Here is a 22,388-nt window from a genome sequence, read left to right as displayed (position 1 = left end):
TGCGCCCGAGTATACCGGCCACCCGGCAGCTTGCCTATGCAGCGTAACTCCCGTCCAGCGGGCCTTTGCCCAATGCCCGTTAGCGGGTTTGGGCGGCCCCCGGCGCAATGGGCCGCGCATTTGTTCGCCTGTTCGGTATCCTTTGCATTCGCCGGGAAGCGCCCGTATCTTGCGGCGCTTGAGCGTGAGTAGACACTTTTCGAGGTTCCCGTAATGAGTTTGACTGAAGCCCGTTTTCACGACCTGGTGGACGCCACCCAGCAGACGCTGGAGGATATTTTCGATGAGAGTGACCTGGATATCGACCTGGAAAGCTCGGCTGGGGTACTCACCGTCAAGTTCGACAACGGCAGCCAGGTGATCTTCAGCCGCCAGGAACCTTTGCGCCAGCTGTGGCTGGCCGCGCGTTCCGGCGGTTTCCACTTCGATTACGACGCAGAAAGCGAGCGCTGGATGTGCGACAAGAGCGAAGAGCAGCTGGGGGAGATGCTGGAGCGTATCGTCTTCGAGCAGGCGGGCATCAAGCTTGAGTTCGAAGGGCTTTGATACCGTGACGCAGCCTGCCGCAGTCCGCCCGCCCAAGCCGCTCTACAGTAACGTCAGCCCGGCGGTGAGCTCACCGTGCATCAGCCTGTGCCGTCTCGATGAGGAGAAGGTCTGCCGTGGCTGTTTCCGTCATGTGGAGGACATTCGCGAGTGGCGCTCGGCCGATGACGAACGTCGGCGCGTGATCTGTGTCCAGGCGCTGCAGCGTAAACAGACCGTGGTGGCAGAGGGGCTTTAGGTTCGTACTCATACGGTTTGTTTATTCAGTGTGCTGTGATAGTGTCCGGCTTCGCCTCACTACATCGAGGCCGGTGAGAACCCCGTCTTATTTGGCGGGGTTTTGCTTTTTTGTGCAGAAAAAATAGGAGTCAGCCAGGATCATGAGTACTGCACCATCCATCATCCTTACCCGCCTTGACGTGCAACGTCTGGAGCGCCTGATCGACAGCCTGGACGACTCGCTGCCAGGCGTCATTGCACTGCAAACCGAGTTGGATCGTGCCGAAACGCTGGTGGGCCACGATGAAGTTCCGGCCGGTGTCGTAACCATGAACTCGCGTGTGCATTGCCGTGAAGAAAGTAGCGGCAAGGACTATCACCTGACCCTGGTTTATCCACAGGACGCCAACGCCGACGAAGGCAAGATCTCGATTCTAGCCCCGGTAGGCAGCGCCTTGCTGGGCCTGCAGGTGGGTCAATACATCGACTGGCCGGCGCCAGGTGGCAAGACTTTGAAGCTGACTCTGCTGGAAGTGGAATACCAGCCGGAAGCAGCGGGCGACTACCACCTCTGATTTCGCCCTAGACCTGCTCGAGCGCGTCGTTCAGTGCGCGCTCCAGGCTGGCCTTGTAACGCAGATATACGATGCTCGAACTTTGCACATCACCGAGTAGCCCGGACAGGTCAAGGTCGGTGATGTAGCAGCGATAACGCTCAGGTTCGTGGCGCTGTCCGACGATCTCCTGGGCCACTGCGCTGAACAGCTGATCGCCATATTCCAGTTCGGAAAACTCCCGTTGGTTGCAGTACAGCGAGACGTGCACCTGCCCCGGTGCCGCCTTGCCGATGATTGCTTGCACGTCATAAAAAGCCTTGTCGACGGGCGTCAGCGGTGCTGGCCGGGCCTCCACCCGACGTGCTCGGCCGCTGCCTGAGGGCAGAACCTGCAAGTAGATTGTTTCCAAGGGTTTCTCGTCCTGACTGCTTTCCATCGGCAGCAGCGCTTCACGGCGGTAGAGGATCGACTGCAGGAAACGCTGCAGGGGTACCAATAGGCTTTGTTCGTCGTGGTAGGGCAAGGTCTGCTGCCACAGCGCGTTGTGCTCATCGAGGATATAGAGTTCGGCGTGGCGTTCGATGATCCGATAGAACACCTGGACGCAGTCCGACTGGCCCATGGGCAGGACCAGTGCCAGGTCATGGTCCTCCAGGGCCATCGGGTCCAGATGCAGGGGGCTGTAGCGGACCTGCTCCTGTCCCAGGTACTCGAGCAGCGCTGCAGGGGTTGCCATGGCCCGGTGGCGGACCTTCCCGGGCAGCAGTTCGAGGACGTGATAATGCTGCTGCACTTGAATCAGGTAGCGATAGTTGAGCTGGCTGAGCATCAGGTTGTGCGCGGTTTCGAACAATTCCTCCACCCGCCGGGCGATGAATTGCGCGCGGTTGTGGCAGAAACAGCGTACCTGCAGGCGCGGTTGGCTGCGCGACGGCAGATTATTCAGGTAGTCCCGCAGGCAATCGAGCAACGCATGTTCGCCGTCGTAACGGCTGACCATGACCTCATTCCAGCTATTGAGAGTCACCTGATCCAGGGTCAGTACCAAGTTCTCCCGCACTCCCGCGTAGCTCAGAGAGTCGGTGCGTTCGGTGGTCATGTGAACGTTCAGGTCGCGGTGATGCTTGAGGGGATCGACCCCGACGTTCACCAGGATCAGCACCTCGCTGGGCACGCTGGCGTGCAACAGCTGCTCTTCGCTGACGCTGGTCAACGGCAGGGCGACGGTCTGTTGCAGGCTGCCCAGCAAATTGAACAGTTCGAATTCGCTCAGGTCGCTGTTGCCGGGGTGCAGGGCCAAGCGCGTACTGCTGTCGATCACGCCGTTGCGATGGCACCAGGTGAGCAGCTCCAGCAGTTCGCGGCTGCGTTTGATCGGGGCAAAGTGTTCCCACTCCAGGGCGGTTAGGCTGCCGTTGTACAGGCCCCAGTAGTCATGCCCCGGCTCCTTCTTGTTTGGCGACTGCACCAGGGTCAGAGTGTCTTCCGCCAGGTCCGGGGCGATGCCTGGATTGATGAACTCGATCTTGCCTGCCTTGCGTTCGAAGGCTGCGTACAGCCGTCGGCCCAATACATTCAAATCGCGTTTGTTGATCAGGCTAGCGGCCTGTTCGGTGCGGGCGAACTGGGTCAGGAAGCGATAGCTGTAGTTGAGTTCGTTGACCAGCGCTCGGCGTTCGGCGCTGACCTGGCGCACCTTCCATTGGCTGCGGCTGTCCAGCAGTGCCAGTTGGCGCTGATCCCAACCCCATTCGCTGGCCAGGCGCTCCAGCAGTGCTCGTTGCCAGCTTGGGTTGCGAGCTGCGTTGCCGGTGGTGAGCTTGCGGTTGACCTTGAGGTACAGGCTGCGCCTCACCAGTTCCAGGCGCTCCGGCTCGCCTCGGGCCTTGAGGTATTCCTCGATGCGCCGGTAGACCACGATATATGGGTCTAGCTCGTCGAGGTCCAGGCGGTTGGCGAATACCGCTTGCTTGAAGCGCAGGCTCAGGCACTGGACCTTGGGATGTTCGCTGGCATAGACCTCGATCAGCAGCAGCTTGAGCACTGATTTGTAGGGTGACTCGATGCCTTTGAACAACTGCCAGAGCCCTGCACCGATGAACTCGCCGGGAGGAATGCGTGCCATGTGGCCAAGGTCGAGGTTCTCTTCGGCAGGCACGAAGCGCTTGGACAGCAGTGTGTGAATGTACTGCTCGTAGCGGTTCTCTTCGTATACCGGTACCAGCCACCACAGAGGGGTGCGGCCGGCCAGCCAGATGGCCGTACGGTAGAACTCGTCCAGCAGCAGATAATGCTGGGTAGTGCCGCAATCGTCCGAGCTCAGTTGAGTATCCCGTTCTCCGCGGACAAAGCGGCTCGGGTCGATCAGGAAGAAGTGGGCTTCGGCGCCCTGGCCGGCGGCCCAGGTTTCCAGCAACTGGCATTTCTTCTGTAGCTCGGCCAATTCGGTTTCGCTCAGATCCGCGGCGTGACACACCCAGACATCCATATCGCTTTGGTCGGCCTGGGCCAGGGTGCCCAGGCTGCCCATGAGGAATAACCCGTGAATCGGCCGTGGCGGGTTGCCATGGCGGGGCTTGTAGGAAAAAGACCGGGTCAGGCGCTGAGCTTCGGCCAGGGCCTGTGGGTCGGGTTCGTAGTTGGATAGCCCCGCTGGAGTCGCGCCGGATACATAACCGGGCAGCAATGGGTGATTGACATGAAAGAACAGGGGCAACAGGTTGAGGACCAATTGCTGGCGCGTCGACAACCCCTCCATTGCGCGTGCCATGCGTCCCTCATTGAGGGTGAGAAAACGTGCGCGCAGTCGGCTCAGAACCTTGCGATCGATTCCTTCATCCAGGTCGGGACGGATTTCATGGGTATGGGGCATCTCAAGCTGAGCTCGAACGTGGCGGTTTTGAGGACGGCAGCAGTTTACCGCCAGACAAGGCCAAGCCTTGAACTGATTTTATTTTTGACGCCAGATTTTTAGCGTATTGGCGGAAGAGTGCCTACGGAATCCGACAGACGGGAACCCCGCAGGCCGAGGAACAGTATTCAGGCGGTTTCTTTGACACTCAGGATGGTCAGCAAACCTTGTGCATGCTCGGCGGCATCCCGGCCAAGGCTGGTCAGGTAGCCCCCATCGGGCAGGGTAATGAGCTCTTTGGCAAACAGGCGTTGGGCGGCGGCGATGGCAGAAGGGGCAGCGGTCTGATGGATTTTCAGGCCTTCCTGGGAGTTGTCCAGGTTGAAGAGCGCAAGGATTTCCAGTTCGGCAACCAACTCAGGGGTATACGACATAAGGACTCCAGACTTTCTAGGAATTAGAGGTCAGCGTTCTTAAGGTGACCGCAGAAAGGCGGCGTGTCCAGCGTTCGCTGAGTACTTTTACACCCTGGGCCAGCGGTGTTTGGCCGCAGGGTGGTTGCAGTGTAGTCACGGCACAAGCGCTAGGCTGTACCGAGTGCCGGAACGTTGCTGTGCGCAGCGCTCCGGCAGTGCTGGCTCACGGCTTCTCGGGAGGCAGTTCCGGCAGGGCGCGCAGTGCGGCTTCGTACCATTGAGTATCGAAGGCGCGGTCTTGCTCGAGAATCGCATCAATCTCGATCGCCAGGACATGGGCCATCAGATTGAGAATTTCCTCCCGCTCGTAGCCTACAAGGGTCAACTTGTTGAACGTGGCCTTGGCCGCCGGCGGGTTGTCGCTTTCGATCTGGTTTTCGATGGCTTCGACCAGGGTTGTTTCGGCGAACTCTTCTTCGTCGGTGTCGATATCGGTTGGCTCGCTCATGGCAGGCTCCTCAAGGAAAGGTCGCCAGTTTACTCGTATTCAACGACGGGATGCTGCTGGCCAGAGTGGGATTAACCCTCTATAAAAAGTCCTGCCAACCCCTTGCACGGCCTGGAGGCTATGGGATGTTCAAGCTTTATGGGTTCTCCATCAGCAACTACTACAACATGGTCAAGCTGGCCTTGCTGGAGAAGGGGTTGCCCTTCGAAGAGGTACTGTTTTATGCCGGTCAAAGCCCTGAGGCATTGGCCATCAGCCCGCGGGGCAAGGTACCGGTGCTTGAGGTGGAGCAGGGCTTCATCAGTGAAACCAGTGTGATTCTTGACTACCTGGAACAGGTCCAGCCTGAGCCGGCGCTGCTGCCAGCGAACGCCTTCGAGCGTGCCCAGGTACTGGCGCTGGCCAAGGAGATCGAGCTGTACATCGAACTGCCGGCCCGGGCCTGTTTTCCCGAGGTGTTTTTCGGGGTGACGGTGCCCGAGGCGATCAAGGAAAAGGCCGGGATCGAGTTGCTGCAAGGCTTTGCCGCGTTGCGCCGGCATGCCAGGTTCGAGCCTTATGTGGCGGGCAGCAGTCTGAGTGTGGCGGATCTGTATTTCCAATACAGCGTGAGCCTGGCCCTGGTGGTCGGGAACAAGTTGTTCGGGATCGATTTCCTGGCCGAAATGCCGGAGGCGAAAGCCTTGTTGGAACGCCTGGAGCAGACGCCCAGCGCGAGGCGCATTGCCGCTGACAAGGCGACGTTGATTGCAGCCAGAAGGTCAGGGCGATAGCGCTTGGCCAAGAGCCCGTTCGCGCCGGCTGAGGGTTGCCGGAACGGACGGGCTCGACAGGGGCTTAGCGGTTGGCCAGCAGTGCCTGGCCGCGAGCTACGGCGGCTCGGACTTGGACCGGCGCGGTACCGCCGATGTGGTTACGGGCATTCACCGAGCCTTCCAGGGTCAGCACGGCAAACACGTCCTGCTCGATCTGGTCGCTGAACTTGCGCAGTTCTTCCAGGCTCATTTCCGCCAGATCCTTGCCGGTCTCGACGCCGTACTTCACCGCGTGACCGACGATTTCGTGGCAATCACGGAACGGCAAGCCGCGGCGCACCAGATAGTCCGCCAGGTCCGTGGCGGTGGAGAAGCCGCGCAGGGCCGCTTCACGCATGATGGCGTGCTTGGGCTTGATGGCCGGGATCATGTCGGCGAAGGCCCGCAGTGAGTCGCGCAGGGTGTCGGCGGCGTCGAACAGCGGTTCCTTGTCCTCCTGGTTGTCCTTGTTGTAGGCCAGGGGCTGGCCTTTCATCAGGGTCAGCAGGCCCATCAGTGCGCCAAATACCCGGCCGCTCTTGCCCCGCACCAGTTCAGGTACGTCGGGGTTTTTCTTTTGCGGCATGATCGAGCTGCCGGTGCAGAAGCGGTCCGGGAGGTCGATGAACTGGAATTGCGCGCTGGTCCATAGCACCAGCTCTTCGGAGAAGCGCGACAGGTGCATCATCGCTACGCTGGCGGCAGCGCAGAATTCGATGGCGAAGTCACGGTCGGAAACGCTGTCAAGGGAGTTGCCACCGACGGCTTCGAAGCCCAGCAGCTGGCAGGTCAGTTCGCGGTCGATCGGGTAGGTGGTACCGGCCAGTGCAGCACTGCCCAGAGGCATGCGATTGGTACGCTTACGGCAGTCCACCAGGCGTTCGTAGTCACGGCTGAGCATTTCGAACCAGGCCAGCATGTGATGCCCGAAAGTCACGGGTTGTGCAGTCTGCAGGTGGGTGAAGCCTGGCATGATGCTTTCGGCTTCGCGTTCGGCCAATTCCAGCAGGCCTTTCTGCAGGCGGGTGATTTCCCCGAGGATCAGGTCGATCTCGTCGCGCAGCCACAGGCGGATGTCGGTGGCCACCTGGTCGTTCCGGCTACGGCCGGTGTGCAGTTTCTTGCCGGTGACGCCGATGCGGTCGGTCAGGCGCGCTTCGATGTTCATGTGCACGTCTTCGAGGTCCACGCGCCAGTCGAAGCTGCCGGCCTCGATCTCGCCCTGGATGGTCTTCAGGCCATCGACGATGCTGTCGCGCTCGGCGTCGGTGAGCACCCCGACCTTGGCCAACATTGTGGCGTGGGCAATGGAGCCCATGATGTCGTGGCGATACAGGCGCTGGTCGAAAGTGACAGAGGCGGTGAAGCGGGCGACGAAGGCGTCGACGGGTTCACTGAAGCGGCCGCCCCAGGACTGATTGGTCTTGTCAGTGCTCATGAATTCGCTCGTGATCTGCTGAAGGAAGATGGCGTGAAAAACAGGCGCCGATAATAACAGGGTTGCCCGGGCTGTCGCTGGCACTGGTCGGCAGCTTTTTTTCTCCGGGCGGCCTCTGTATGGCTTGTCGCCAGCCTCGGGGGCGCAGAGACTGCAGCCAGTACTTTCGAAAGCGCACCAGGGGAGGGAGCGCCGTGAGTGCTGAAGGTGATATCGATCAAACGATATTTATCGATTGAGCAATATCGTCTTGGCAACCGTCTACAGTTGGACAGGAGGACGGGCACAATTGCGTAACACCCCTCGCGTGTTCGCAGTGGGCCGTCCACCGAGTTCACACCGCGCAGGTCCAGGTAATCCGTCCACCAAACGAGGCGGGTGCAGGCAGGGTGGACGCCGACCACAGTAACGAGGGGGGCTTTGTGTTGAAGATCAGCATTCCCTGCGACGTCGTCGCGCATCCACTGACCCTGGGCGGTATCGGGCAGGTACGGGTAAATATTGGTGCCCGACTTGCGGCACTTTTTGGCCTTCGCACTAGTCTTAGCGTGGATCGCCGTGACGGACGTCACTCCACCTGTCTACGCTATCCTTGTGCGAGACTCACGCAGGAATCCAGCGCAATATGAATGTCCTGATCGTTGATGACGAACCCCTAGCCCGCGAGCGCCTGAGCCGAATGGTCAGTGAGCTTGAGGGATACAGTGTCCTGGAGCCCAGCGCCACCAATGGCGAAGAGGCACTGAGCCTGATCGACAGCCTGAAGCCGGATATCGTCTTGCTCGATGTCCGCATGCCCGGGCTGGACGGCCTGCAAGTCGCCGGCAAGCTGTGCGAGCGCGAGACGCCTCCGGCGCTGGTGTTTTGCGCGGCTCCGGACGAATTCCCCCTTGAGGCTTTCAATGACAGTGGCGTTGGCCATCTGGTCAAGCCTGTGCGCCCCGAACTGCTGCTGGAAGCGCTGAAAAAGGCCGAGAGGCCCAATCGGGTGCAACTGGCGGCCCTGACCCGGCCAGCTGCGGAGAGTGGCAACGGCCCACGTAGCCACATCAGTGCCCGTACCCGCAAAGGCATCGAGCTGATTCCCCTGGCTCAGGTGGTGTATTTCATTGCCGACCACAAGTACGTGACCTTGCGTCACGAGGGTGGTGAAGTGCTTCTGGATGAACCCTTGAAGGCCTTGGAGGATGAGTTTGGCGAGCGCTTTGTGCGTATCCATCGCAATGCGCTGGTGGCTCGCGAGCGTATCGAGCGCTTGCAGCGTACGCCGCTGGGGCATTTCCAGTTGTACCTCAAGGGGCTCAATGGCGATGCGCTGATTGTCAGCCGGCGGCATGTAGCGGGCGTGCGCAAGATGATGCAACAGCTTTAAGTCGGGATTTCAGGCGCGCAAAACATGCAGCCTGGTGTCGGGAGGCTGCCGCGTTTCTGATACAAGTCAAAGCTGCTTTGGCTGAGCTGTTATTATCTGCCGTATCTATTCAGTACGGATTGATCCATGTCCTCTCGCGAAATCCGCATCGCTACCCGCAAAAGTGCTCTGGCCTTGTGGCAGGCCGAATACGTCAAAGCCCGTCTGCAAGAGGCCCACCCGGGCCTTATCGTGACCCTGGTGCCCATGGTCAGCCGCGGCGACAAATTGCTCGACTCGCCTTTGTCGAAAATCGGCGGCAAGGGCCTGTTCGTCAAAGAGCTGGAAACCGCGTTGCTGGAAAATCAGGCCGATATCGCCGTGCACTCGATGAAGGATGTGCCTATGGACTTCCCCGAAGGCTTGGGGTTGTTCTGCATCTGTGAACGCGAAGATCCGCGTGACGCCTTTGTCTCCAATACCTACGCCAGCCTTGAGCAATTGCCGGAGGGCAGCGTGGTAGGTACATCCAGCCTGCGCCGTCAGGCTCAGTTGCTGACTCGCCGTCCTGACCTGCAGATCCGTTTTCTGCGAGGTAACGTCAATACCCGCCTGGCCAAGCTGGACGCTGGCGAGTACGACGCGATCATCCTGGCGGCCGCCGGCCTGATCCGCCTGGGTTTCGAAGAACGCATCAGTTCCTCCATCAGTGTCGACGACAGCCTGCCGGCTGGTGGCCAGGGTGCGGTTGGCATCGAATGCCGCAGCGTCGACAGCGAAATTCACGCGCTGCTGGCACCTTTGCACCATGCTGACACCGCCAGCCGGGTAACCGCCGAGCGCGCGTTGAACAAGCATTTGAATGGTGGCTGCCAGGTGCCGATTGCCTGCTACGCAGTGTTGGAAGGCGAGCAGATCTGGCTGCGTGGCCTGGTGGGCGAGCCGAGTGGCGGCCTGCTGCTCTGCGCCGAGGCTCGAGGCCCGCGAGCATCCGCCGCGGAGTTGGGGGTGCAAGTAGCGGATGATCTGCTGGCGCAGGGTGCCAATGACATTCTGCGTGCGGTCTACGGTGAGGCGGACGGAGAGTGACTGGCTGGCGCTTGCTGCTGACCCGGCCGGCCGAGGATTGCGCTGCACTGGCAGCGACTCTGGCCGAGTCCGGGATCTTCAGCAGCAGCCTGCCATTGCTGGATATTCAAGCCTTGCCCGTTACCGATTCGCAGCGGGCGACCTTGCTCGAGCTGGATCGTTATTGCGCGGTAATAGTGGTCAGCAAGCCTGCGGCGCACCTGGGCCTGAAACTGCTGCGACAGTTCTGGCCACAGCCGCCGAGCCAGAGTTGGTTCGCCGTGGGCGCTGCCACCGGACAGATTCTTGCGGATGCCGGTCTGCGAGTGTTCTACCCACAGCTGGGTGATGATAGTGAAGCCTTGCTTGCACTTGCCCAGTTGCGCGAGGCTATCCGCCGGCCTGATCCGCGGGTGCTGATCGTGCGCGGGGAGGGCGGTCGCGAACTGCTCTCTGAGCGTTTGCGCGACCAAGGTGCTAGTGTCGATTATCTGGAACTCTATCGCCGTTGCTTGCCGCACTACGCCGAGGATGCGCTGCAACAGCGGATTCAAGTGGAACGCTTGAACGGGCTGGTGGTCAGCAGTGGGCAGGGTTTCAGCCACTTGCGGCAGTTGGCCGGCCCGGCCTGGTCGCACCTGGCGAAGATACCGTTGTTTGTTCCAAGCCCCCGGGTCGCCGATATGGCACGTGCCGCCGGGGCGGAAAAAGTTGTGGATTGTCGTGGCGCCAGTGCCGCGGCTTTGCTAACGGCGTTACGGGAGCACCCCGTGCCCGTTCTCTAACGCAAAGGATGGATACGTGAGCGAAACAGCCTTGCCTAAAGATGAAGTTCAGCCGGAGCCCAAAACACCGACTGAACCCACGACCCCAACCGTTGAACGTCGTGGCAACGGTTTGGCGATTCTGGCCCTGATGCTCGGAGCAGCGGGCGTCGCTGCCGGCGGCTGGGGAATCTGGCAGGTGCGTAACCTGCAAGCCAATCACCAGCAGCAACTGAGTCAGTTGCAGGCGTTGGGAGACCAGGCGCAGAGTTTCAAGCTCAGTGAACAACGCCTGAGCGAGCGTCTTCAGCTACTGCCAGCGGCCGATGAGCTGGAAGACCGGCGGCGCCTGGTAGCCCAGTTGCAAAGTGATCAGCAGCGCCTGAACCAGCGTCTGGAAACCGTGCTTGGTGCTAGCCGCAAGGACTGGCGCCTGGCCGAGGCCGAGCACCTGCTGCGCCTGGCCAGCCTGCGGTTGTCCGCGTTGCAGGACATCAGCAGTGCCCAGGCTCTGGTCCAGGGGGCCGACGATATACTGCGAGAGCAGAACGATCCGGGCTCATTCGCTGCCCGCGAGCAGTTGGCCAAGAGCCTTGCAGCCCTGCGCAGTACTGAGCAGCCGGATCGCACCGGCCTGTTCCTGCAATTGGGCGCCTTGCGTGATCAGGTGCTCGAACTCAGTGCCGTGGCTCCGGAGTACAAGGATCGCGGCGAGTCATTACTGGGGTTGACCGCCGATGGCGACGGCGCCAGCCGCTGGGCGCAATGGTGGGATCAGATCTCCCGCTACTTCCGTATCGACTTCAATGCCGACAAGAACATTCGTCCGCTGCTGGCCGGCCAGGGCCTGACCCAGGTGCGCCTGGCCTTGAGCCTGGCTCTGGAGCAGGCGCAGTGGGCGGCGCTGAACGGCCAGGCGGCGGTCTATACCCAGGCGCTGACGGAAGCCCGCGATGTGCTGGTCGGCAACTTCAATCAGGACAATCCGCAAAGCAAGATCATGCTTGAGCGCCTGGCGGAGTTGAGCAAGCAGCCAGTGACCGTGGTGACTCCGGACCTGGCGAAGACCCTGAACACCGTCCAGGCCTATCTTGAGCGGCGCAACTTGAACGCTGAAGAGTCCGTTAAACCACTGGCCAAGCCTGCGGCGAACAGCGCCCAGGAGACGAGCCCATGAAGCGCGCCTATGTGATTGTTCTACTGGTCATTGCAGCCATCGGCCTGCTGGGACTGGCCATCGCCGAGCATCCCGGGTACGTGCTGATCGCCTATAGCAACTTCCGCTACGAATCGAGTCTGTGGGCAACCCTGGCCTTGGTGGCACTGATCTGGCTGGTGATCTGGGGCATCAAGCTGCTGATCGAACTGGTGATGGTTTCCGGTGGAGTGGTCAATCCCTGGTCGCGACGCAATCGCAGCCGTCGGGTTCAGATCGCCATTGAACAAGGCCAGATGGACCTCGCCGAAGGGCGATGGGCCAGCGCGCAAAAGCACCTGCATCGCGCCGCCGAGGCTGAGCGCCAGCCACTGCTGTACTACCTAGGCGCGGCTCGGGCAGCCAATGAGCAGGGCCACTATGAAGAGTGTGATCGTCTGTTGGAGCGAGCGCTGACCCGCCAGCCGCAGGCCGAGTTGGCAGTGGCCCTGAGTCATGCCCAATTGCAGACCGATCGTGGCGATACCGACGGCGCGCTGAGCACCCTGCAAGCGATGCATGAGCGTCATCCTCACAGTGTCCAGGTACTGCGCCAGCTGCAGCGTCTGCACCAGCAGCGTGGTGACTGGTCGGCCCTGATCCGCCTGCTGCCTGATCTGCGCAAGGACAAGGCCCTGCCCGCCAGTGAGTTGCAGGAGCTGGAACGTAGGGCCTGGGGTGAGAACCTGATCCTGGCGGCGAGGCGCGAAGAGGATCAGGCCGCCGGTTTGCAGTCGCTCAATCGCGCCTGGCAGCAACTGACGTCGGCGCAACGTCAAGAGCCGCAACTGGTGCTGGCCTATGCCGAGCAACTGCGCCAACTGGGGGCTTCGGCCGAGGCTGAAGAAGCCTTGCGCACCGCCCTCAAGCGCAAGTATGAGAGTCACCTGGCGCGGCTTTACGGCCTGGTGCGTGGCAGCGATCCATCGCGCCAGTTGCAAACTGCCGAGCACTGGCTGAAGGAACATGCAGACGACCCGAGCCTGCTGCTGACTTTGGGGCGTTTGTGCTTGCAGAACAGTTTGTGGGGCAAGGCCCGGGACTATCTGGAAAGCAGCCTGCGCTTGCAGCGCAATCCCGAAGCCTGTGCCGAACTGGCCCGCCTGCTGGCACAGTTGGGAGATACCGAACGCAGCAACCAACTGTTCCAAGAAGGTCTTGGGCTGTTGGACGAGCGTCTGCTGGCTTCGCCGTTGCCGGTTCCGGCGCGGGTCTGATGTTTCATCAGGGCCGGTTGCCTGTTTCAGGCTCCGGCCTTTTTTGTCCGGGAATCGTGGCTCATCCGTTGCCGGTCGCCGATCATCTGCGGCATAGCGCTCCTTGAAAGGAGCGAGCGCTTTCTCTACCGTGGCTGCCTGTTTCTTCCGTTACGGATATCTCATGTCGCTGGCCGGCTCCCGCTTGCTGTTCTCCCTGGTGTTCCTGGTGGGGGCCTTGGCCTCGTGGGCGGCGTTCAACCTGCAATCCGGTGGTGGCCTGGAGTCCTGCCCGCTGTGGGGGATGCAGCGCTTGCTGCTGTTGTTGTTCGGCGGCGTAAATCTGCTGGCCTTGGTGCAGGGGCCGGGTCGCTTGGGGCGAGCGGTCTATTGGGCGCTCAACCTGTTGCTGGGCATGCTTGGAGTGATTACTGCCGGGCGCCATGTGCTGCTGCAGAATATCCCCTCCGAACAACTCTTGGCCTGTCTGCCGGACATGCCCTTCATGTTGCGCAACCTGTCGTGGTGGCAAGCGCTGAAATTGACCTTCATGGGGACGTCGGACTGCGCCGAGGTCACCTGGACCCTGCTCGACATGAGCCTCCCGGAATGGAGCCTGCTGTTTTTCGTGATCATGCTGATCTTCAGTGGCTACCGTTTGCTGCGGCTGTTGCGCAGCGTTCGGCAGGCTACGGCGTTGCCCTGAGTCAGTATTTGGCGAAGGGTGGCGGATTAAACGCTTGTATGAACTTTATCTCCTGCGTACCTTGAAGCTGTTGTCGAGCGGGCATAATCTGGCCCGCACGTGTCACTGGAATTATGTTGCTCGATGCTGTTGCGCCTGACCGGATCCAGAGTCTTCAAGGGGGACGGCGGGCAAGCGGCATGACCCATAAGGGAAGAGAGATCACCATGCTCGATAGTTGTCAGAATGCTCAGGAACGTTGGGGTGGAGTGCATCTGCTGATCGACCGCTGGTTGCAGGAGCGTCACGAACTGGTTCGAGCCTATGATGCGCTGGGCGCCGAGCCCGAGGCTCTGAGTGAGAGCAAGAAGCCCTTGCAGGAGTTCTGTGGGGTCTTGGTGGATTACGTTTCCGCCGGCCATTTTGAAATCTACGAACAGCTGACCAGCGAAGCCAAGGCCTTTGGCGACAAGCGCGGGCTCGAGTTGGCCGAGACCCTTTATCCACGTATCGACGTGATCACCGAGAAGCTCCTGGCGTTCAATGACCTGTGTGATGCAGGGCAGTGTGTGGCGCAGAAGTTCAAGGAACTGGGCGGCCTGTTGCACGAGCGCTTTGAGCTGGAAGACTGCCTGATTGAAGTGCTGCACAACGCGCACAAGCAGGAAGCGGTTGCTCAGGCCTGAGAACGGGATTGAGCGACACAAAAACGGCACGCCTCGGCGTGCCGTTTTTCGTTTCTACACTTCAGCCGGCGACGCCGAGCAATTCGATATCGAACACTAGCGGCGTATAAGGCGCGATCAGGTCGCCGGCGCCTTCGGTGCCGTAGGCCTGGCTCGAAGGAATCACCAGGCGCCATCTGGCTCCGGTGGGCATCTGCGACAGCGCACTGCGCCAGCCGGCGATCACGCTGTCCAGACGAAACCATTGCGGCTGCTGGGTCTGATCGAACACGGTGCCGTCGGGCAGGTGCCCGGTGTAGCGCACCTGGACCGAGCCATTGGGGCTGGCCTTGTTGCCGGTACCCGCAGCCAATTCGGTCAGCAGAATGCCGTCCGCCAGTTGGCGAACCCCGGGCTTGGCTTTTTCCTGATCGAGAAAACGTCGCTCGTTTTCCAGTGCGGTCTCGGTCTGTGACTTGGCTGACTGCTCGCTGATCTGTGCGTCGTGCTGGGCGAGAATCTGCTCGATGCGCTCGTTCTTGAGTGCCAGCGGTTTGCCTTGATACGCGGCTTTCAATCCCTCTACCAGGGCCTGGATCTGCAGGTCGGGCACTTCATCGCGCAGTCGTTCGCCGAGACTCGCGCCAAGGCTGTAGGCAAGATCGTGAGCGTCCTTGGGCTGAGGTTCGGCCGCGGCTTGAGCCAGAGGCAAGAACAGGCTCAAGGACAAAAACAGGTAACGCGACATGGGCACTCTCCGGCCTGAGTAGCGGTGGATTATGCCAGCGACAACGCGCTCGTTGGTGAGCAACTTGGGTGGGTGAGAAGAACATTTTCAATCGGCTGCAACGCCAGGCTTTCGATACTGTCAACATGACCTAGCGGCGGTAGCAGCAGAGGTCTAGTATGAGCCGCAACTCACATCAGCCAGGAGGTAAACCATGTCGGCCAATAAGAAGCCTGTAAATACTCCGTTGCACCTGCTCCAACAGCTGTCGGGCAGCTTGCTCGAACATTTGGAAAACGCTTGTTCCCAAGCCTTGGCTGACGCTGAGAAATTGCTCGCAAAGCTGGAAAAACAACGAGGTAAAGCGCAAGAGAAACTGCACAAATCGCGCACCAAGCTGCAGGACGCTGCCACGGCTGGAAAAGCCAAGGCACAAGCCAAGGCCAAGACTGCAGTGAAAGAACTCGAAGACTTGCTGGATGCGTTGAAGGCACGTCAGGCACAAACCCGCAGCTACATCCTGCAACTCAAGCGTGATGCCCAGGAAAGCCTGAAATTGGCTCAAGGCGTTGGTCGCGTGAAAGAAGCGGTAGCCAAGGCACTGAGCACTCGCGATGCCAAGCCGGCAGTTGTTGCGGCGAAGAAACCAGCAGCCAAGCCTGCTGCTAAAGCACCCGCCAAGCCAGCGGCTAAACCTGCTGCGAAAAAGCCAGTTGCTGCCAGCGCAGCGAAGCCTGCTGCCAAGCCGGCGGTGGCTAAGTCTGCAGCCGTTAAACCGGCCGCCAAAACTGCAGCAGCCAAGCCTGCGGCCGCGAAACCTGTCGCTGCCAAACCAGCCGCTAAAGCCGCTGCAGCCAAGCCAGTGGCTAAACCAGTCGCCAAAACTGCAGCTGCGAAGCCAGCAGCTAAACCTGCAGCCAAGCCAGCTGCTGCCAAAACGGCTGCTGCGACCAAACCTGCCGCCAAGCCAGCAGCCAAACCTGTTGCCGCAAAAACTCCGGTAAAAGCTGCCGCAAAACCTGTCGCAAAACCCGCAGCCGCCAAGCCAGCTGCATCGACAGCGGCGAAGCCTGCCGCAAAACCTGCCGCGAAAAAGCCTGCTGTGGCCAAGCCCGCTACTACTCCAGCGGCCAAGCCAGCAGCGCCAGCGCCAGCTGCGGCCAAACCGGCTGCACCGGCTGCTTCGCCAGCCTCGGCCACAGGCGCAGCTGCTGCACCTGCTTCGGCTACTGTCGGCACCCCTTCCAGCGCTTCCTAAGCGCCGGTCACCGCGACACACAGCACCTGCAGTGCGTCGCGGTTGAGGTCGGCGGCTTCGGCCGCCAGTCCTTCCAGCCAATCTTCCAAACTGTTTGCTTGAGCGCCGGGCCAGTCCCGAGCCTGTTTCTGCAGGCGCATCAACAGTTGCCGTTCGGCTTGTAGCTCCAGGGTCTTGAGCTGTTCGCGCAAGGCGCCTAAGTCGGCATCTTCGGTTGCTGCTGCACGCCACTCGATACGCAAGGTCCGCAGGGGTTGAACCACGTCCCGCTGCCAAGGCGCCGCGAGCTCTTCAAGCTGCTTCAGGCGTTGCTCATCGCAACCGACCCCCCGCTGGCCAAGCCAGGCAGCGCAGAGCAGCAGGCAGACATCGGCCCCGCCGTCCTGCAATTGCAGGCAGGCCTCTTGTACGCCGGGAAGGGCATAGGTCTTCAGGGCAAAGCTCCACAGGTCAGAGGACATATTGCTACTCGCGCCAGTTGCGAACGAAGCTGGTAGACTCCGCCGCCATTATGATTCGACTTCAGAACCTGACTTTACAGCGTGGCCCGCAACGTCTGCTAGAAGACGCCGAGCTGACCCTGCACGCCGGCCATAAAGCCGGCCTGATCGGTGCCAACGGCGCCGGCAAATCCAGCCTGTTCGCCCTGCTGCGCGGAGAGCTGCATCCGGATTCGGGTGACTGCTTCCTGCCTGCCGATTGGCGCATTGCTCACATGCGCCAGGAGGTCGATACCCTCGAACGCCTGGCGGTGGACTATGTGCTCGACGGCGACCTGCGCCTGCGCCAGGTGCAGCGTGACCTGGCTGCCGCCGAGGCCGCCCATGATGGCGCTGCCCAGGCGCGCCTGCATGCCGAGCTGGACAGTGCCGACGGTTATACCGCCGACGCCCGAGCACGCAAGCTGCTGGCTGGCCTTGGCTTCACCAACGACCAGATGGACCGACAGGTCGGTGACTTCTCCGGGGGCTGGCGGATGCGCCTTAACCTGGCGCAGGCACTGATGTGCCCGTCCGACCTGCTGCTGCTCGACGAACCGACCAACCACTTGGACCTCGACGCCATCATTTGGCTCGAAGAGTGGCTCAAGAGCTATCCGGGCACCTTGTTGCTGATCTCCCACGACCGGGATTTTCTTGATGCCGTAGTGGACCACGTGGCCCATGTCGATCAGCGCAAGATCACCCTCTATCGTGGTGGCTACAGCGCCTTCGAGCGAGCCCGTGCCGAACGCCTGGCCCAGCAACAGCAAGCTTACGAGAAGCAGCAGGCGCAACGTGCGCACATGGAAAGCTACATCGCCCGCTTCAAGGCCCAGGCCACCAAGGCCCGTCAGGCGCAGAGCCGGATCAAGGCCCTGGAACGGATGGAGGAGCTGTCGGCGGCCCATGTCGATTCGCCGTTCGATTTCACTTTCCGTGAGTCGACGAAGATCTCCAGCCCGCTGATCGACCTCTCCGATGCTCGCCTGGGTTATGGCGAGCGCACCGTACTGGAGAAGGTCAAGTTGCAGCTGACTCCGGGGGCGCGAATCGGTCTGCTCGGCCCCAACGGTGCGGGCAAGTCGACCCTGATCAAGAACCTTTCCGGTGAGCTCCAACCCTTGTCCGGTCGTTTGACCCGTGGCGAGAACACCGTGGTTGGTTATTTCGCCCAGCATCAGCTCGACTCTCTGGACTCCAAGGCCAGCCCCTTGTTGCACCTGCAGCGTTTGGCGCCCACCGAGCGTGAGCAGACCCTGCGCGACTTCCTCGGCGGCTTCGACTTCCGTGGCGCGCGTATCGACGAGCCGGTGCTGAATTTCTCCGGCGGTGAAAAGGCCCGTCTGGCCCTGGCGCTGATCGCTTGGGAACGGCCGAACCTGTTGCTGCTCGATGAACCGACCAACCATTTGGACCTGGAGATGCGCCTGGCCCTGACCATGGCTCTGCAGGAGTTCAGCGGTGCGGTATTGGTGGTCTCCCACGATCGCCATTTGCTCAAAAGCACTACGGACAATTTCTACCTGGTGGCAGACGGCAAGGTCGAGGAGTTTGATGGCGACCTGGACGACTACACCCGCTGGCTGGTGGATTACCGTCAGCGCAATGCCCCGGTCAGCAACACCCCGGTCAACCCGGACAAGACCGACAAGAAGGCTCAGCGCCAGGCCGCTGCTGCCCTGCGTCAGCAACTGGCACCGCATAAGCGCGAGGCCGACAAGCTGGAGGCCGAACTGGGCAAGGTGCATGGACGCCTGGCGCAGATCGAGACCAGCCTGGGCGACAGCGACCTCTATGAAGCTGCACGCAAGGATCAACTGCGGGACCTACTGGCCGAACAGGCCAAGCTCAAGAGCCGTGAGTCCGAGCTGGAAGAGTCCTGGATGGAAGCCCTGGAGTTGCTGGAAAGCCTACAGGCTGAACTTGAGGCGCTGTCCTGATGGAGGCGCTGCAACTGCCATTGCCGGCGCAGTGGATAGGCCCGTTGTGGATTGGCGCGCAGATCCTGCTGATCCTGCTGGCGGGCTATCTGGCCCAGCGCTTCATCGCCCGTGGCCTGACCCGCCTTGGCGAGCGCTATCCGTTTCCGCCGCAGTTGTTGATGCCACTGCGTGGCGGCCTGCGCTGGCTGATCATGGGCAGTGCGGTGATCTTCGTGCTGGAGCGCCTGGGGGTGTCTGCCACCGTGTTGTGGACTGCCTTGTCCGGGTTCGTCGCGGTGGCAGCAGTAGCATTTTTCGCCATGTGGAGCGTGCTCTCCAACCTGCTGTGCGCGATCCTGATCTTCACCGTCGGCCCGTTCCGCCTGGGTGACGTGGTGGAGCTGGTGGACACCGTCGACAAGCCTGGGGTCAAGGGCCGGGTCGTGGCGATCAACCTGCTGTACACCACCCTGATCGAGTCCGAGGAAGCCGGCACCGGCAGTGCCATGGTACAGGTGCCCAACAGCTTGTTCTTCCAGCGCTCCGTACGCCGCTGGCGCGGTAGCGACGTGCTGCCGGGCACAGGCGAAAAGTAATCCGTCTAGCTGCTCCTGTGGCCACTGCCGAAGGCTCAGGTCGCGTGTGGAGCACCAGGTCCGAAGCCTTCTGGCAGTCTTATAGCCGCCTGCACCTGGTTTGATGGGCGTCCGACTGATCGCTGTCTGTGGCCGCGGCTACAGGGCCGTGTAGCGCCCATCCGAGAAAAAAACATGGTCAGCCGCAAGTCGGAGGATTAGTTTAGGTAGTCACGACCAATTCGATCCGAGGTGTACGATGGTGCTTGAGACATGGCTGGCGTTCTTTGCCGCCAGTTGGGTGATCAGTCTTTCTCCAGGAGCCGGCGCCATTGCGTCGATGTCCTGCGGCTTGCAATACGGTTTCTGGCGCGGCTACTGGAACGCCCTAGGCCTGCAACTAGGCCTGGCCATGCAGATCGCGATTGTTGCTGCTGGCGTTGGTGCCATTCTTGCCACGTCTTCCACGGCGTTCTATGCGATCAAATGGTTCGGTGTGGCCTATCTGGTGTATCTGGCGGTCAAGCAGTGGCGGGCGCAGCCCAGCAACCTTAGCGACGATGCTGCCATTCGCCCTATCGGTAAGCCCCTGGCCCTGGTATTCCGCGGCTTCCTGGTGAACATCAGCAACCCCAAGGCCCTGGTGTTCATGCTCGCAGTGCTGCCGCAATTCATTGATCCACATGCGCCATTGCTCAAGCAGTACCTGATTCTTGGCGGCACTATGATCGTTGTCGACCTGATCGTCATGGCCGGCTACACCGGGCTGGCCTCCAAGGTCTTGCGCCTGTTGCGCACCCCGGTCCAGCAGCGACGGGTGAACCGTACCTTCGCCGGGTTGTTCATCGGTGCGGCGGGCCTGCTAGCGACTATTCGCAAAGCGGCGGTCTAGGTTTTCCAACGATAAAAAAGGCGACCCGATGGGTCGCCTTTTTCGTTCGCGGACGGTTCGGCGCCTGATCACCTGTGCCGTGTCCTAGCCTTGCCGAGGGTGCGTGAACATGTTCCTGCGCAGGCTCCTGATAGCCCGGGTTCATGGCTGCGATCTTCGGTACTGCCTGCGGCCGAATGCGCAAGCCAGGGTCGGTATGCCAATCCATGTTCGGATTGCTTGATGCTCGCGAGATGTTCCTGCGGGCCGATAAGCCTTGAGTGAAACGCATCGGGAGTGAACAATATATTACTTCGTATTTACCTTTGAGATTCATTCATGACCGCCCCCTCCCGTTTGCTGGCGTTGCTGGTGCTGCCGGTACTGGTGTTTTGCAGCTTCAACCTTCTGGCCGATAGCGTCGATGGCGCCCCCAAGGCTTTGCACCTTCTGGACTACATCGGCGCGGACTACCCCGCTACGGTGGAGGCGGGCAAGGTTATCGATGAATCTGAATACCAGGAGCAGGTGGAGTTTCTTGGGGTCTTGCAGGGGCTGATCGCCGATCTGCCGGCCAAGCCGGAGAAGGCAGAGCTGGAGCAAGGTATTGTCAGCCTGCGCAAAGCTGTCGACGAACGTGTCGAGGGCGGCCAGGTAGCACGTCTGGCACGGCAGATGGGCGCCAGGCTGGCAGTAGCCTATGAGGTCAGCCAGGCGCCGGTCATCACCCCGGACCCGACTCGTGGTGCGCCGCTGTACGCCCAGCATTGCTCGGTTTGCCACGGTGCAAACGGTGCTGGCGACGGTCCGGCGGGTGTCGGCATGACTCCGCCACCGGCCAATCTGCGGGATGCCGGGCGCCTCGACCGCCTGAGCTTGTATGCGGTCTACAACACCCTGGGGCTGGGTGTCGAAGGCACTGATATGCCGGCCTTCGCCGATCAGCTGGATGACCGTCAGCGTTGGGACCTGGCCACCTATATCGCCGGTTTCAGCGCCGATCCGGCAGCGGCCAAAGGCGAGCAGGAGTTCAACCTGGCCGACCTGGCCCGACAGACCCCAGGCGAGGTACTGGTGGCCCAGGGTCCGCAGGCCGCAGCCACCTTCCGTGCCCAGCGCGCCCAGCCTCCTCAGGTCAAGCGCGGGCCGGGGCAACTGCTGGACTACACCGCATCGACCCTGGACAAGAGCCTGGCGGCCTATCGCAATGGCGACCATGAGCAGGCCTACGACCTGTCGGTAGCGGCCTACCTGGAAGGCTTCGAGCTGGTGGAAAGCTCCCTGGATAACGTCGATGCCACGGTGCGCAAGGACACGGAAAAGGCCCTGATGGCCTACCGGCAGTCGTTGCAGGACGGTTTGCCGGTGGCTCAGGCCGAGCAGCGCCTGGACGCGGCCAAGGCCAAGCTCAAGGCGTCTGCCGAACTCTTGGGCGGGGATAGCCTGAGTTGGTCCCTGAGCTTTATCTCTGGCTTGCTGATCCTGTTGCGAGAAGGCCTGGAAGCGATTCTGGTGCTGGCGGCGATCCTGGCATTTCTGCGTAACACCGGCCAGCAATCGGCGGTGCGCAGCGTCAACGTCGGCTGGGGGCTGGCACTGTTGGCGGGCCTGGCCACCTGGGCCTTGGCGGCTTATGTGATCGATGTCAGCGGTTCTCAGCGGGAGCTGCTGGAAGGGGCAACGGCACTGTTCGCCAGTGTCATGGTGCTGTGGCTCGGCGTATGGATGCACGACCGCCGGCATGCGGCGGCCTGGCAGGACTACATCAAGAGCAGCCTGGTGGGCGGCGGCGGACGTTTCGGTTTCGCAGTGCTGGCGTTTTTCTCGGTGTACCGCGAGCTGTTCGAGGTGATCCTGTTCTACGAGACCTTGTGGCTGCAGGCAGGTCCTGCCGGGCATAACGCGGTGCTGGCCGGTGGCGCCACCGCGCTGGTGCTGCTGGTGGGCCTGGCCTGGGTGATCCTGCGGGGCTCGGCCAAGCTGCCGCTGGCACTGTTCTTCGGCATCAACGCGGCGCTGCTGTGCGCCTTGTCGGTGGTGTTCGCCGGGCACGGGGTCAAGGCATTGCAGGAAGCCGGTATCTTCGGCACTCGCCCGGTGCCATTCTTCGACTTTGACTGGCTGGGGATCCACGCTGACGCTTATTCGTTGGGCGCCCAGGCCGTGGCGATCCTGGCGATTGTGGTGCTCTATAGCCGTAGTCGTATGGCTGAGAAACAGCGCTTGCACGCTTCTTGAGTCTGCAACGTCGCTGATCGCGGGCAAGCCCGCCCCTGCAACGGGGCGGCTTGTCCGTTTTG

At 61.3% G+C, this 22,388-nt stretch carries 22 protein-coding genes; 16 read left to right on the top strand and 6 right to left on the bottom strand.

What is annotated here, in order from left to right; genetic code table 11:
* Positions 1-213 precede the first annotated feature (213 nt).
* The 3 genes from cyaY to rnk all read left to right on the top strand — a co-directional run bounded on the left by cyaY (position 214) and on the right by rnk (position 1,340).
* A complete protein-coding gene (gene cyaY, locus GV818_RS03440; protein WP_161752931.1) occupies positions 214-546 on the top strand; it encodes an iron donor protein CyaY in 333 nt (110 codons plus the stop codon).
* Between the two features lie 4 nt (positions 547-550).
* Positions 551-784 carry a DUF1289 domain-containing protein gene (locus GV818_RS03435; RefSeq protein WP_161775797.1) on the top strand — a complete coding sequence of 78 codons (234 nt, stop codon included), beginning with the start codon at positions 551-553 and terminating at the stop codon, positions 782-784.
* Positions 785-926: 142 nt separating this feature from the next.
* Entirely contained in the window at positions 927-1,340 is a 414-nt protein-coding gene (gene rnk / locus GV818_RS03430; protein ID WP_011064182.1) for a nucleoside diphosphate kinase regulator, read from the top strand.
* 7 nt (positions 1,341-1,347) lie between these two features.
* On the opposite strand, the gene GV818_RS03425 is transcribed toward rnk, so the two are convergent.
* From GV818_RS03425 to GV818_RS03415, 3 genes are all read right to left on the bottom strand, one after another.
* The gene (locus GV818_RS03425; RefSeq protein WP_161775796.1) at positions 1,348-4,194 is read right to left on the bottom strand and encodes a class I adenylate cyclase; all 2,847 of its coding nucleotides are present in this window, start codon (positions 4,192-4,194) and stop codon (positions 1,348-1,350) included.
* Between the two features lie 167 nt (positions 4,195-4,361).
* Positions 4,362-4,607, bottom strand: a complete 246-nt coding sequence (locus tag GV818_RS03420; protein ID WP_159894382.1) for a TIGR02647 family protein — start codon at positions 4,605-4,607, stop codon at positions 4,362-4,364.
* 205 nt (positions 4,608-4,812) lie between these two features.
* Positions 4,813-5,097 carry a hypothetical protein gene (locus GV818_RS03415; RefSeq protein ID WP_161752937.1) on the bottom strand — a complete coding sequence of 95 codons (285 nt, stop codon included), beginning with the start codon at positions 5,095-5,097 and terminating at the stop codon, positions 4,813-4,815.
* Between the two features lie 125 nt (positions 5,098-5,222).
* Here GV818_RS03415 and GV818_RS03410 point away from each other — a divergent pair, with 125 nt between their 5' ends.
* Positions 5,223-5,870: a glutathione S-transferase family protein gene (locus GV818_RS03410; protein ID WP_161752939.1), complete on the top strand. Its 648-nt coding sequence runs from the start codon at positions 5,223-5,225 to the stop codon at positions 5,868-5,870.
* A 64-nt stretch (positions 5,871-5,934) separates the two neighbouring features.
* Here the strand turns inward: GV818_RS03410 and argH are convergent, their stop codons facing one another.
* The gene (gene argH / locus GV818_RS03405) at positions 5,935-7,329 is read right to left on the bottom strand and encodes an argininosuccinate lyase (RefSeq protein WP_161752941.1); all 1,395 of its coding nucleotides are present in this window, start codon (positions 7,327-7,329) and stop codon (positions 5,935-5,937) included.
* Positions 7,330-7,954: 625 nt separating this feature from the next.
* Between argH and GV818_RS03400 the strand changes: the two genes are divergently transcribed.
* The 7 genes from GV818_RS03400 (at position 7,955) to rsd (ending at position 14,274) form a co-directional block, all read left to right on the top strand.
* The gene (locus GV818_RS03400; protein ID WP_161752943.1) at positions 7,955-8,701 is read left to right on the top strand and encodes a LytR/AlgR family response regulator transcription factor; all 747 of its coding nucleotides are present in this window, start codon (positions 7,955-7,957) and stop codon (positions 8,699-8,701) included.
* Between the two features lie 126 nt (positions 8,702-8,827).
* Positions 8,828-9,769: a hydroxymethylbilane synthase gene (gene hemC, locus GV818_RS03395; RefSeq protein WP_161752945.1), complete on the top strand. Its 942-nt coding sequence runs from the start codon at positions 8,828-8,830 to the stop codon at positions 9,767-9,769.
* The gene (locus GV818_RS03390; RefSeq protein ID WP_161752947.1) at positions 9,766-10,533 is read left to right on the top strand and encodes a uroporphyrinogen-III synthase; all 768 of its coding nucleotides are present in this window, start codon (positions 9,766-9,768) and stop codon (positions 10,531-10,533) included. The genes hemC and GV818_RS03390 overlap by 4 nt, the downstream gene beginning before the upstream one ends.
* Positions 10,534-10,549: 16 nt before the next feature.
* A complete protein-coding gene (locus GV818_RS03385) occupies positions 10,550-11,689 on the top strand; it encodes a uroporphyrinogen-III C-methyltransferase (RefSeq protein WP_161752949.1) in 1,140 nt (379 codons plus the stop codon).
* Positions 11,686-12,924 carry a heme biosynthesis protein HemY gene (locus GV818_RS03380; RefSeq protein WP_161752952.1) on the top strand — a complete coding sequence of 413 codons (1,239 nt, stop codon included), beginning with the start codon at positions 11,686-11,688 and terminating at the stop codon, positions 12,922-12,924. The genes GV818_RS03385 and GV818_RS03380 overlap by 4 nt, the downstream gene beginning before the upstream one ends.
* A 163-nt stretch (positions 12,925-13,087) precedes the next feature.
* Entirely contained in the window at positions 13,088-13,609 is a 522-nt protein-coding gene (locus GV818_RS03375; protein ID WP_161752954.1) for a disulfide bond formation protein B, read from the top strand.
* Positions 13,610-13,815: 206 nt separating this feature from the next.
* Positions 13,816-14,274: a sigma D regulator gene (gene rsd / locus GV818_RS03370; protein WP_161752957.1), complete on the top strand. Its 459-nt coding sequence runs from the start codon at positions 13,816-13,818 to the stop codon at positions 14,272-14,274.
* Between the two features lie 61 nt (positions 14,275-14,335).
* Here the strand turns inward: rsd and GV818_RS03365 are convergent, their stop codons facing one another.
* Positions 14,336-15,001 (bottom strand): FKBP-type peptidyl-prolyl cis-trans isomerase, encoded by a 666-nt coding sequence (locus tag GV818_RS03365; RefSeq protein WP_161752959.1) that lies wholly within the window; start codon positions 14,999-15,001, stop codon positions 14,336-14,338.
* 193 nt (positions 15,002-15,194) lie between these two features.
* Here GV818_RS03365 and GV818_RS03360 point away from each other — a divergent pair, with 193 nt between their 5' ends.
* Positions 15,195-16,238: an AlgP family protein gene (locus GV818_RS03360; protein ID WP_161752961.1), complete on the top strand. Its 1,044-nt coding sequence runs from the start codon at positions 15,195-15,197 to the stop codon at positions 16,236-16,238.
* Here the strand turns inward: GV818_RS03360 and GV818_RS03355 are convergent.
* Positions 16,235-16,699: a TIGR02444 family protein gene (locus GV818_RS03355; RefSeq protein ID WP_161752963.1), complete on the bottom strand. Its 465-nt coding sequence runs from the start codon at positions 16,697-16,699 to the stop codon at positions 16,235-16,237. The two genes, GV818_RS03360 and GV818_RS03355, sit on opposite strands and share 4 nt — an antisense overlap.
* A 50-nt stretch (positions 16,700-16,749) precedes the next feature.
* Between GV818_RS03355 and GV818_RS03350 the strand changes: the two genes are divergently transcribed.
* The 4 genes from GV818_RS03350 to GV818_RS03335 all read left to right on the top strand — a co-directional run bounded on the left by GV818_RS03350 (position 16,750) and on the right by GV818_RS03335 (position 22,326).
* The gene (locus GV818_RS03350; RefSeq protein WP_161752965.1) at positions 16,750-18,660 is read left to right on the top strand and encodes an ATP-binding cassette domain-containing protein; all 1,911 of its coding nucleotides are present in this window, start codon (positions 16,750-16,752) and stop codon (positions 18,658-18,660) included.
* Positions 18,660-19,238 (top strand): mechanosensitive ion channel family protein, encoded by a 579-nt coding sequence (locus GV818_RS03345; protein WP_161752967.1) that lies wholly within the window; start codon positions 18,660-18,662, stop codon positions 19,236-19,238. Before GV818_RS03350 ends, GV818_RS03345 begins: the two co-directional genes overlap by 1 nt.
* A 238-nt stretch (positions 19,239-19,476) precedes the next feature.
* Positions 19,477-20,109 (top strand): LysE family transporter, encoded by a 633-nt coding sequence (locus GV818_RS03340; protein ID WP_161752969.1) that lies wholly within the window; start codon positions 19,477-19,479, stop codon positions 20,107-20,109.
* A 318-nt stretch (positions 20,110-20,427) separates the two neighbouring features.
* A complete protein-coding gene (locus tag GV818_RS03335; protein ID WP_161752971.1) occupies positions 20,428-22,326 on the top strand; it encodes a cytochrome c/FTR1 family iron permease in 1,899 nt (632 codons plus the stop codon).
* The last annotated feature ends 62 nt before the right edge of the window (positions 22,327-22,388 follow it).

It is taken from the genome of Pseudomonas sp. Fl4BN1 (assembly GCF_009908285.1).
In the GTDB taxonomy this organism is placed as follows: domain Bacteria; phylum Pseudomonadota; class Gammaproteobacteria; order Pseudomonadales; family Pseudomonadaceae; genus Aquipseudomonas.
The sequence above is the reverse complement of the archived record's forward strand: the minus strand, read 5'-3'. Positions and strand labels throughout refer to the sequence as shown.

What these genes read in the sequence shown, in the direction of transcription:
- cyaY (WP_161752931.1), top strand. Translation starts at nt 214, where the DNA reads ATGAGTTTGACTGAAGCCCGTTTTCACGACCTGGTGGACGCCACCCAG.
- rnk (WP_011064182.1), top strand. Translation starts at nt 927, where the DNA reads ATGAGTACTGCACCATCCATCATCCTTACCCGCCTTGACGTGCAACGT.
- GV818_RS03425 (WP_161775796.1), bottom strand. Translation starts at nt 4,194, where the DNA reads ATGCCCCATACCCATGAAATCCGTCCCGACCTGGATGAAGGAATCGAT.
- GV818_RS03420 (WP_159894382.1), bottom strand. Translation starts at nt 4,607, where the DNA reads ATGTCGTATACCCCTGAGTTGGTTGCCGAACTGGAAATCCTTGCGCTC.
- GV818_RS03415 (WP_161752937.1), bottom strand. Translation starts at nt 5,097, where the DNA reads ATGAGCGAGCCAACCGATATCGACACCGACGAAGAAGAGTTCGCCGAA.
- GV818_RS03410 (WP_161752939.1), top strand. Translation starts at nt 5,223, where the DNA reads ATGTTCAAGCTTTATGGGTTCTCCATCAGCAACTACTACAACATGGTC.
- argH (WP_161752941.1), bottom strand. Translation starts at nt 7,329, where the DNA reads ATGAGCACTGACAAGACCAATCAGTCCTGGGGCGGCCGCTTCAGTGAA.
- GV818_RS03400 (WP_161752943.1), top strand. Translation starts at nt 7,955, where the DNA reads ATGAATGTCCTGATCGTTGATGACGAACCCCTAGCCCGCGAGCGCCTG.
- hemC (WP_161752945.1), top strand. Translation starts at nt 8,828, where the DNA reads ATGTCCTCTCGCGAAATCCGCATCGCTACCCGCAAAAGTGCTCTGGCC.
- GV818_RS03380 (WP_161752952.1), top strand. Translation starts at nt 11,686, where the DNA reads ATGAAGCGCGCCTATGTGATTGTTCTACTGGTCATTGCAGCCATCGGC.
- GV818_RS03375 (WP_161752954.1), top strand. Translation starts at nt 13,088, where the DNA reads ATGTCGCTGGCCGGCTCCCGCTTGCTGTTCTCCCTGGTGTTCCTGGTG.
- rsd (WP_161752957.1), top strand. Translation starts at nt 13,816, where the DNA reads ATGCTCGATAGTTGTCAGAATGCTCAGGAACGTTGGGGTGGAGTGCAT.
- GV818_RS03365 (WP_161752959.1), bottom strand. Translation starts at nt 15,001, where the DNA reads ATGTCGCGTTACCTGTTTTTGTCCTTGAGCCTGTTCTTGCCTCTGGCT.
- GV818_RS03360 (WP_161752961.1), top strand. Translation starts at nt 15,195, where the DNA reads ATGTCGGCCAATAAGAAGCCTGTAAATACTCCGTTGCACCTGCTCCAA.
- GV818_RS03355 (WP_161752963.1), bottom strand. Translation starts at nt 16,699, where the DNA reads ATGTCCTCTGACCTGTGGAGCTTTGCCCTGAAGACCTATGCCCTTCCC.
- GV818_RS03350 (WP_161752965.1), top strand. Translation starts at nt 16,750, where the DNA reads ATGATTCGACTTCAGAACCTGACTTTACAGCGTGGCCCGCAACGTCTG.
- GV818_RS03345 (WP_161752967.1), top strand. Translation starts at nt 18,660, where the DNA reads ATGGAGGCGCTGCAACTGCCATTGCCGGCGCAGTGGATAGGCCCGTTG.
- GV818_RS03340 (WP_161752969.1), top strand. Translation starts at nt 19,477, where the DNA reads ATGGTGCTTGAGACATGGCTGGCGTTCTTTGCCGCCAGTTGGGTGATC.
- GV818_RS03335 (WP_161752971.1), top strand. Translation starts at nt 20,428, where the DNA reads ATGACCGCCCCCTCCCGTTTGCTGGCGTTGCTGGTGCTGCCGGTACTG.